General features: G+C 36.4%; 12 protein-coding genes. All 12 read right to left on the reverse strand.

From position 1 onward, the window contains the following. The coding region (locus BLO53_RS19510) for a hypothetical protein (protein ID WP_330388962.1) at positions 1 to 251 on the reverse strand (251 nt) is incomplete at its 3' end. Positions 252 to 300: 49 nt separating this feature from the next. Next, positions 301 to 1,185, reverse strand: coding sequence for a hypothetical protein (locus BLO53_RS18305; protein ID WP_092065012.1), 885 nt, complete (start codon positions 1,183 to 1,185; stop codon positions 301 to 303). Further along, positions 1,185 to 2,927, reverse strand: a complete 1,743-nt coding sequence (locus tag BLO53_RS18310; RefSeq protein ID WP_092065015.1) for an RHS repeat-associated core domain-containing protein — start codon at positions 2,925 to 2,927, stop codon at positions 1,185 to 1,187. Before BLO53_RS18310 ends, BLO53_RS18305 begins: the two co-directional genes overlap by 1 nt. Before the next feature lie 170 nt (positions 2,928 to 3,097). Then, on the reverse strand, positions 3,098 to 3,655 hold the full coding sequence (locus BLO53_RS18315; RefSeq protein WP_092065017.1) for a DUF4272 domain-containing protein: 558 nt from the start codon (positions 3,653 to 3,655) through the stop codon (positions 3,098 to 3,100). Between the two features lie 61 nt (positions 3,656 to 3,716). Continuing rightward, the gene (locus BLO53_RS18320; RefSeq protein WP_092065020.1) at positions 3,717 to 4,256 is read right to left on the reverse strand and encodes a T6SS immunity protein Tdi1 domain-containing protein; all 540 of its coding nucleotides are present in this window, start codon (positions 4,254 to 4,256) and stop codon (positions 3,717 to 3,719) included. A 17-nt stretch (positions 4,257 to 4,273) separates the two neighbouring features. Continuing rightward, entirely contained in the window at positions 4,274 to 4,834 is a 561-nt protein-coding gene (locus BLO53_RS18325; protein ID WP_092065023.1) for an HNH endonuclease, read from the reverse strand. Positions 4,835 to 4,981: 147 nt separating this feature from the next. Continuing rightward, positions 4,982 to 5,257, reverse strand: coding sequence for a hypothetical protein (locus tag BLO53_RS18330; protein WP_092065026.1), 276 nt, complete (start codon positions 5,255 to 5,257; stop codon positions 4,982 to 4,984). 6 nt (positions 5,258 to 5,263) lie between these two features. Next, positions 5,264 to 6,394 (reverse strand): hypothetical protein, encoded by a 1,131-nt coding sequence (locus tag BLO53_RS18335; protein WP_143003284.1) that lies wholly within the window; start codon positions 6,392 to 6,394, stop codon positions 5,264 to 5,266. Then, positions 6,387 to 6,620 (reverse strand): Imm74 family immunity protein, encoded by a 234-nt coding sequence (locus BLO53_RS18340; RefSeq protein WP_092065033.1) that lies wholly within the window; start codon positions 6,618 to 6,620, stop codon positions 6,387 to 6,389. The genes BLO53_RS18335 and BLO53_RS18340 overlap by 8 nt, the downstream gene beginning before the upstream one ends. A 436-nt stretch (positions 6,621 to 7,056) precedes the next feature. Next, positions 7,057 to 7,566 carry a CbrC family protein gene (locus BLO53_RS18345; RefSeq protein ID WP_092065036.1) on the reverse strand — a complete coding sequence of 170 codons (510 nt, stop codon included), beginning with the start codon at positions 7,564 to 7,566 and terminating at the stop codon, positions 7,057 to 7,059. A 206-nt stretch (positions 7,567 to 7,772) separates the two neighbouring features. Continuing rightward, positions 7,773 to 8,033 (reverse strand): DUF1871 family protein, encoded by a 261-nt coding sequence (locus BLO53_RS18350; RefSeq protein WP_176757361.1) that lies wholly within the window; start codon positions 8,031 to 8,033, stop codon positions 7,773 to 7,775. Positions 8,034 to 8,188: 155 nt separating this feature from the next. Then, the coding region (locus BLO53_RS19375) for a hypothetical protein (RefSeq protein ID WP_176757362.1) at positions 8,189 to 9,006 on the reverse strand (818 nt) is incomplete at its 5' end.

Genomic DNA, 9,006 nt, shown 5'->3' on the forward strand with positions numbered 1-9,006 from the left:
TTTATCTGCATCTGTAATACTTCTAGATCTGATTTCTTTTCTACTTCCTTATGAAAAACAGCTTTTTCCGCTTCAGTGCAATTCTCTATATATCCCATTCTCTCAAGCCAATTGCAAATCGCAGCACTTTGTTGTTTCCTCTCAGCAAGCGAACGTGATATTCCGCCTATAACGCTTCTTTCTTGTGCACACCTATCTGAAAGACAAGTTAATATAATTGCTCTTTGTAATAACTCGTTTATATTTTTCATAAAGTCAAAACCTTGACGTCAAAATAATGCTTTTAGTGGCACTCTGGCATCATTCATCTACTCTTATAGAATTTAAAATATTGTTATATTCTTCATCAGCTATTGATGAGTTACGATTAGCATTTACAAAAAGCTGCAATTCTAAAAACTCATCATCCCATACAAAAATATTGCTTTCGACCTTACAATCATCGTTGCCAGCTCTAACGCAGATTCTATTGGAACTTATTTTTTCACAAACAAACGACTTTAAAACACCCAATTGTCTTTCCAAAACACGTTGAATCTCAATTTCATTTAATTCTTTATACCCATTATCAATCAAAAAGGCTATATAATTACCTGTTCCTGCCTCCTTGAATACCTGATATGCGTCAGTGCCATTGTCACCGCAATCTTCAAATTTATCACAAGGCATACAGTATGTTATCTTTTTTTTACCAAGCGTAGTAAATTGCTTCTCTACTGTTCCATTATCTTCAGATGGATTATCGTTTAATTTCATAACTGCTGAAGCAATTGCAGAAATAGTACCCTCGCTTTCACTATCAATTTCAATAATATCGTCACTAATTTGTGACCTTGTGTAAGCTCCTTGTTTTTCTCTTATAAGCTTTATAACCTTAACTATTTCTCCATGAAATTCTATAACAACAGCTGAATGTTTTTTACTAAATGCACCAAATCCCTTAAAACCCAATTCTACCCAAAACTGATTATTCCTTGCTTCTTTAAGTGTAGGACTCTCAACAACTTCTATCGAATCAAAAGCCTTTTGAATAGCAGAACCTAATTCTTGAATATCAGCATTGGGAGCTATTGTTTCTATTGGTTTTATGGAAACCCATACAGGGACATCCTTAGCCTTTGTCTCAGGTACAATGCAATATCCCTTCTCATTACTGTAGTATACGCAACATTTTTTTATATCCATTATTCTATTTCCTTTCCGACAGTAATTATTATATCTATTCCTTTTTCATTTGCATACGCGGTAGCATTATTAATTGCTTCAATTTGAGCTTCAGTTAGTTCAACGTTTGGAACTACTATTTGCAATTGCTTTCCAGAAATAACATCAGAAGATATATCCACACCATTCCATGTTCCACCAGAATATGAATTTAAAGAGTCAACATCCTTTTTTATTTGATATTCCAAGCGTGATCCATTTTGATAAGTTGAACTAGTCAAATCTCTACTTTTCACACTGGTGACCACTCCATCTGCGTCTATCCTGTCTATAGTAGGATAATTATGGCCTACATTATTATCTAGTGCACTATCTATAGCATCTCCACGGGCTACTGGTCCCATATCCCACGTTCCTTTCTCCAAATTAACTGTATCAACTTTTGTATTTAACTGATCAAACGAATTATTATAGTTGCCTTCGGACTCATTACGATAATTCTTAGCTTCCTCCGGAATTCCAGTTGAGCTGGAATCCTCAGTACATAACTGCTGTTCCCTTGTGTATGGGTGATATCCAAAGTTCATATCAAGGATATTTCCTAGCATAAAAGCTTCAGCCATCTCCGTATAAGTATCGCCAACTCCATGATATGAAACCCCAAAGATACTCTCAAGTGAGTTTCTAACTACAGGATATGTCATTCCTCCCATAGCCGCCGAGCCAGTTTCCAACATTACCGAGCCACTACAAGCTGCAGCCGTGTAACTCTCCAAAGATGACATATGTCCAGAGAAAATATCACCGCCTAATTGCATTCCCAAACCAGATATTGCTCCAAGAGGATTTGTAATTACAGCTGTAGTAGTAAGAGCTGCATTTGTAACACCTCGATTAAAACCTTCAACAAAACTACCTCCATGGGTCGCATAATCCACTCCTACAACAGTACCTGTTGCAAGACATCCTGCAGTTACTGTAGCCGCAGCTGCCAAAGCAGGTGCACCAGCACCACATGTGGCCACTGTTACAGCAACAGCCGCGGTAAGTGTAGTAACAGCAACAACTGTTTGAACAACTTCTTTATGATCTTCGCACCATTGTTCTGCCTTATTAAAGGCATTAGATATACCTTCCCCTATATTAGATAGTATCTTACCCCAAAGACCATTATCATCAATATATACTGTAGGATCATTAAAGCAATACAGGTAATGGTTTACAGTGTCTGGCATAGTCAAAATACCGCGCACTCTATCTTCAGAAGTAAATCTTCCTGATACAGGGTCATAGTTTCTGGCCTGAGCGTAGTAAAGGCCTGTTTCCTCTTCTCTGTAGCCAGTGAAAGCAAATGGCTGGATGAGATTTCCTTCCTTGGTATAGCCTGGTCTTCCGCCGTTTCTCTCTCCGGTTAATGGATTGAGGATATTTCCAAATGGGTCATAAGCCTTAGGGCTGTATGCTGCTCCATCTGTTCCTGTGAGGTATACGGTACTTCCAAGCTCATCAAGCTGGTAGTAGTTTCTTGTTCCTTCCCTTTCAAAGCTGACTACGTTGTCATCGTAGGTGAAGGTCATTGTCTTTCCATTTATGCTCTGGGAAAGAAGGTTATAGTGATCCCTTGTTATGTCTGTAAGGTATCTTACTTCTTCCAGGCCGTTCTTTTTGCTGATACGCTGACCAAAGTAGTTATAGTCATAACTTACTGTCTGGATATCAGAACCAGCTCCTCTTATGACTGACTTCTCAAGGAGATTCTGCATGTTGTAGGAGTAGCTCTTTGTAAGGGCTTCATCCTCATACTCTGCAGTGAGGTTTCCTTTATCAGAGAAGTCCTAAGAGTAGTACAAAGTACAAATAAAAGCCTGCTAGCATAATGAAACCAGCAGGCTTACTACAAATACTATGTCTTATAAAAACACAATTTTACTTTTTAGCATACCAACTCTACTTCATCCCAGTTATCTTCGCCAGCCATCCATTCAAATGAATAGAATCTTCTTTCAGCAATCTGCGTTAATTTAGACAACTGCGCATCATTTAATTCCTCAATAAGCTTTCGATTAACTCTAAAACCGTTATAGTTTGATAATTTATCAAGCAAACCTGTTGTCCAAAGAATTGGCTCAATGCATTCATAGTTTATCTGCATCTGTAATACTTCAAGATCTGATTTCTTTTCTACTTCCTTATGAAAAGCTGCCTTTTCCGTTTCAGTGCATTTCTCTAGATATCCCATTCTATCAAGCCAATTACAAATCGCAGTTCTTTGCTGTTTCCTCTCAGCAAGTGAACGTGATATTCCGCCTATAACGCTTCTTTCTTGTGCACACCTATCTGAAAGACAAGTTAATATAATTGCTCTTTGTAATAAATCGTTTTTGTTTTTCATAAAATCAGAGCCTATGCTATACATGATCCAGCTTTTCTGCTCAAGAAGTGCTTTACACGTTTCTGAAGTATTCTTTTGCGATTTTCTTCTTACTTCCAAAAGCTCATATTTCTAGCATCTCAATTTCTACAAGCATCTGTTTCAGGCATAAATCTCATATTTATCTAGTTCTTCCCCATACTTGAGTCATAATGCTCCAGTAAACATCAATATCACTATCTTCAAGATTTGAAATTGTATCTTCGCCTCCCCCAAAAAGAGGAACCTTATAACCTGCGCATCTGTAATACCCTGGTTTTTCAAACTTCAATAAATATTCTTTAAAGAAATCGGAAGCTAAACATGCATCTGAGCTTTCAACTACTTCATTATCAAAGAACTGTTCTAATGTAGAAGGAATTCCAAGAACATCATGTGTTCCAATCTCAAACATTAGTATTTTTGGCTGATTGCAATTTCTTAAATCAACTGCAAAAAACCTTCCCAGCCAATCGTATGCAAAAAGTTTATACATATTCTTAAAAAAAGGAAATGCATCATCAATTATACTATTCCACTTTTTTAGATCAGCTTCTTTGATTATTCTTATTATTCCATTTCCCAATTCCATTCCACCAAGCTGATTTATGATATCAGAATACAGATCACCCGATAAAACAAATTCACTTTCCACTTTGAAATGCTTAAAAAATTTTTCCATATCAAAACCTTTCTCGTCTACTTAATCGTAGAATTACCAAACACTGTTCCATCCACAAATTCCTTTATGGCATGATATATCTGAGATCCCAAACTTCTATTCACGCTCTTATCCAAAGGATTCATATTTTCAGGATTATCTGGTCCACTCAATTGTAAATCGATAGTATGATCTACATCATATCCTTCTGGAACAGATTGATCTCCATACTCAGATTTGTACTTTGCGCTTGCCGATGTTCCTTTTCTATCTACTGGTGTTTTGACCGTTTCAGCCTCCGATAGCGCCTTTACCTTTGCATCTGCTTCTGCTCTTTGCTGCGGAGTCCAATCCTCTTTATATTTTAATTCAATATCAACAGGCTTATCACTGGTTTTTGTTCCCTTGCCACCAGATTTTCCTGAAGATTTTGCATAGTTTGTTCCGTTCTCATACTGAACTCGACCAACAAATCCTTCAGGTGTGACCATGTATCTAGCTGGCGAAAACATATTCACCATGTTATTCCATGCGTCTTTGACAGCATTTACACCATTATTATAAGCAGTTTTCACCCTTGCTGAAGCATTTTTGTACATTGCTTCTGTCTTCTGGCCTACAGGAGATTTTGTCTTTCCAGCAAGTCCTTTTCCAAGAGCACCGTATCCAACTACAGCTACTGTAGATTCTGCTACTCCTCCAAGTCCATGCCTTCCAACACTTACCCAGTCAAATATTGGTACCAGTCACCACTGTATAATCCTGTCATCTACAGTATTTACCTTGACTACAAACAAGACTCTTCCTGCTTTATACTTCTTTTTCAAATCAGCGCAATGTGACATCAGGCTTTTGTATAAGGCGCTATACTCATCAAAAGATAAGTCTGACACTAGGAGAATTTTTCCTAGCAGACCTCTTTTGATGATAAATGCCTTTTTGCCTTCTACATTGACTTCTTCTCCAGACATCATCCAACGTGGATTGGTAAGAAGTGTGGTGGCGTTATAATTGTTTATCATTGCACCCTAACAGACAATAAAAATGTGCGAATATGGTCTCTGAGTTTTTATACCAGGCTTTCTGAATGTTTCATAACAATTATCTATAATTTGTACATCCGCATTAGGGATATTTGACCAATCATTATAATGTTGTTTCCATGGTCCGATGCTGTACTCCGGCCATATGATTGATACAGTGCATTTCATCTTTTTTATCATCTCCATGATCTGTTCAGTAGAATATTCAAGAAGACTTCCGAAATGCGGAGTTATATTTTTCCCACAAAAACCATGGCAATATGTTTCAAAAGTAGAAGATGTCTTAATTAAAGCACAGTTATAACATTGCAAATGTGTTCTGATATTCTTGATTGCATTTTCCTGCTGTCTTAGTAGCTTGTTATCCCAGGGCAGTGACAGCCTGTTCTCATCAATAATTTGATTAATGCAGTGTACATAATACTCTCCAACACCGAGTCCGCCACATAAAAGTGTAATCGAATCCACTTTGTACTGAGCGGCAAATAGTACTGCTTCAACTCCAGCCTGAGGTCCATGAGAAATAATGGAAAGTTTTTGGCCGGAAAAATCATCACATATTACATCCGCCAGTTCTTGGATAAATGTATCAACTGTATATAATCTACAATCCTGAGTATATTTAATCTGCAAGACTGATTTTGATTCTTCAGATAATTCATTAACCAGCTGATTATAGAGCATGAAGTTATACTTATCATCAGCAGCACTATCTGCCATGAATACCATATTACCTTCATATGAAACATTATGAAGCCATGGCAAAATCACCACCAGTTCCTTAGAACATTCAGATTTAACGTACTTTATCTGTTCAATAACCTTACCGTTAACTGCTATCAGTGATGAATCATTGATCAATTCAGGACTTTTTACCTTCTTAACTTTTCTAAAATTAATAAGCCTGTAAAATAAAAAATCCAGCAAATATCCTAATACTAACGCTCCAGGAAAAGCTTCGCCTAATGAAATAGCAATACCGGTCAACTCGTCTCTGCCAATAACTGTGCCTATTATTCCAGCAATAATATTAATTTCATAAAAGATTGTCGCTACAAAAACCAAAATACTAAAATATTTGTATCTCTTGGGTATAACAAAAGTTAGTCTACTCAAAAACGAGCTGTACAGTATCTTTAGTCGTGATCCTCTGAACTTCAGCTATTATTCCTTCTATGTCCTTTTCACAGAATTCTTCATTTTCATGCGGAGGTTCCCAAGCTTTCATTGTATTTTTGTAAACAACAAACTTTCCACCAATAAGCATTTCTCCTTCTGCCTTAACTATATAGCCATTTTCTAGGTCGAATTTTATATAATCTCTTCCGCCACGTATTTTCATATTTCTTCCTCAAATATAACTGTTTATACACCGGTCTTAAATCGGCCCCTAAAAGTAAAACTAAATTAATTATTATCATCCCCCAAAATATGGTTTTATAGATTATTAAAATAGGATTATTGTCTTTATACACTATAAAATAAATCATAAAAATATTAGCAATAAATATTAGAAATGAAACCAATTTAACTATCTTGTTGGCATTTATGTGTTTCATTATATCTCCTTATGCCCCTATAAACGTTTAATTCATCTATAGGATCATCTCCTCCTATTTATCGATGGCAATTAAAGTATATGCATCATTAATATTTGCATTGCGCCCCATTACAATAGTATTTGTTCCTTCTAATATGCAGATTCCGTTAATATCACTGCGAAAATCTAATTGATAAATTTTTTCTGATTCTTTACAATTCTGTTCTTCACAATAACATCAATATGACTGACATACTACTTTTATTCTGTTACACTTCTTGCATTTAAACACATAAGCTACAGTATCATACCCAATATCCTCCCATAAGACATTGATGTCATCAACTTTAGCCTTTGTACTATCGCATAACAATCCATAAAAAAACTCAACTGCATTACCATCACCAGCGGCATTGATAAAATCGCTCTGTTCCCACTCCCCTATATATAGCATGAAATCATCACAACATATCTGCCAGTCATTATTTTGGATCCAAGGGACAGGTGGAGTATGAGACAATTTCTCTGCTTTTTCTTCTACATTATTAATCACCCTACTTTTTATGTATCCTGAAATATACACAGATACTGCACCTTTATCAAAGCATGACATACACACAGCATTTATGCCCTCTTGATCGAAGTATACTCCATCTAAACAGTTATCACTTTTCCCGCAAATATGACATTTATCCTCTATAAATGCCGCATTTTTTTTAACATTATCAAAGTATTCATAATTATTCATATAATTTACTTCCACATTCCATTATCCGATATAAGTACCAGCCTCCGTGAACTTTTCTTCACAGTGACTGGCACGCCGCTTTTGCAGCCGCTAAAACAATTCCTATTCCACTTCCTCTCCTTTTATTAAGGAAGAAACAACAGTGGCTCCTCCACCAATTACAGCTCCAATACCGTCTCCTATGCTGTAATGCGGCAGACTTAAAACTATGCTATTTCATCAATTATTTTTTTCGCAACTGTTTTACAGTCTTCGATATTTTTGACAAAACTATCATCACCAAACGTTTTTGTAAAAACAGATTCAATTCGTTCTGAAAGATCATCTACCTGCACTATTTTTGTAGAATCAATATAATCAGCTATTCTACATATTTCTAATTCATATTCATCTATTGGTGCCATCGGAAATAATCCAACAGGATCCCATTCGTTAATTATCTTTTTCACTATTTTATAACTACTCAATTTCTCGTATTCCCATTTATAATACAAATCCGATATTTCTTCTTTAAAATTTTCTTATACTTAAAATTACGTTTATTGATTCTAAGCTCTTTATACGCTTTGTAGAGTACTGCTCCGGAATCTAATGACTCGGTGTTTTCATTATTAATTTCTCTCTAATCCACTTGTTTGGATTTTTTTATATAAGAATTATAGACTAGCCTTAATGGATCAATTCTCATATGTTTCCCCGAATCATATTCTATAAAAAATGAATCCGTTGTTGTAGATTCAGTTACGCTAGCGCCATCAAACGGATTCTGTTCCCAAACTGCCTTTCCCGTCTTGGTATCCACTGCCTTTAATGAATAATTCCCTGCAAAAAGAATTATGTCATCATTAAGATACTTGAAAAATTCTGTGTTATCATCTCCAGTTTCATTATGGTAGATTTCTTCATGGGTCTTTAAATTCCATACTCTAAAATTATGGGATGCGTCTCTTGCACAAATGGTAGTCTTGCCTGGAGAAACATCATATTCGTAGACTGTATTCTGCATCGTGTACGACCAGGTCGCGGCTATACTACTACTGGTTGCTCTTGTCCTATATGCATAAGTAGCATTAGTAAGAGCACTTACAGCTTCAGGAACAATCGGCCTTTCAGGGTTGTACTCATCTGGAAGAGCTGCAACTGCCAGCTGAAGAGCCTCAATCCTCTCCTCATTATCCAAACGCCGTGATGACTCTGTGGCCAGAAACCTAGACTGATTTCTAAGGGACTCAAGATAATTGTCATGGATCTTTTTATTGCTGTAGATCATGTATGCGCCAAATCCTACAGCCACTGCCATAAACATAGCAAAAAAAGCAGTGAGCCGTTTCATTTTAAACTGCCGCTGCCTGTTAATTAGTTCATCATAAGGGCATCCAATAAGAGCTGCCACCATCCTCGGGACTTCTGCACTCTTTATTTCTCTTCTAGGGATACGAT

Origin of the sequence: Butyrivibrio sp. INlla14 (genome assembly GCF_900102515.1) — a bacterium.
Classification (GTDB): Bacteria; Bacillota; Clostridia; order Lachnospirales; family Lachnospiraceae; genus Butyrivibrio.

What these genes read in the sequence shown, in the direction of transcription:
- BLO53_RS18305 (WP_092065012.1), bottom strand. Translation starts at nt 1,185, where the DNA reads ATGGATATAAAAAAATGTTGCGTATACTACAGTAATGAGAAGGGATAT.
- BLO53_RS18310 (WP_092065015.1), bottom strand. Translation starts at nt 2,927, where the DNA reads ATGCAGAATCTCCTTGAGAAGTCAGTCATAAGAGGAGCTGGTTCTGAT.
- BLO53_RS18320 (WP_092065020.1), bottom strand. Translation starts at nt 4,256, where the DNA reads ATGGAAAAATTTTTTAAGCATTTCAAAGTGGAAAGTGAATTTGTTTTA.
- BLO53_RS18325 (WP_092065023.1), bottom strand. Translation starts at nt 4,834, where the DNA reads ATGTACAAAAATGCTTCAGCAAGGGTGAAAACTGCTTATAATAATGGT.
- BLO53_RS18330 (WP_092065026.1), bottom strand. Translation starts at nt 5,257, where the DNA reads ATGATAAACAATTATAACGCCACCACACTTCTTACCAATCCACGTTGG.
- BLO53_RS18340 (WP_092065033.1), bottom strand. Translation starts at nt 6,620, where the DNA reads ATGAAAATACGTGGCGGAAGAGATTATATAAAATTCGACCTAGAAAAT.
- BLO53_RS18345 (WP_092065036.1), bottom strand. Translation starts at nt 7,566, where the DNA reads ATGAATAATTATGAATACTTTGATAATGTTAAAAAAAATGCGGCATTT.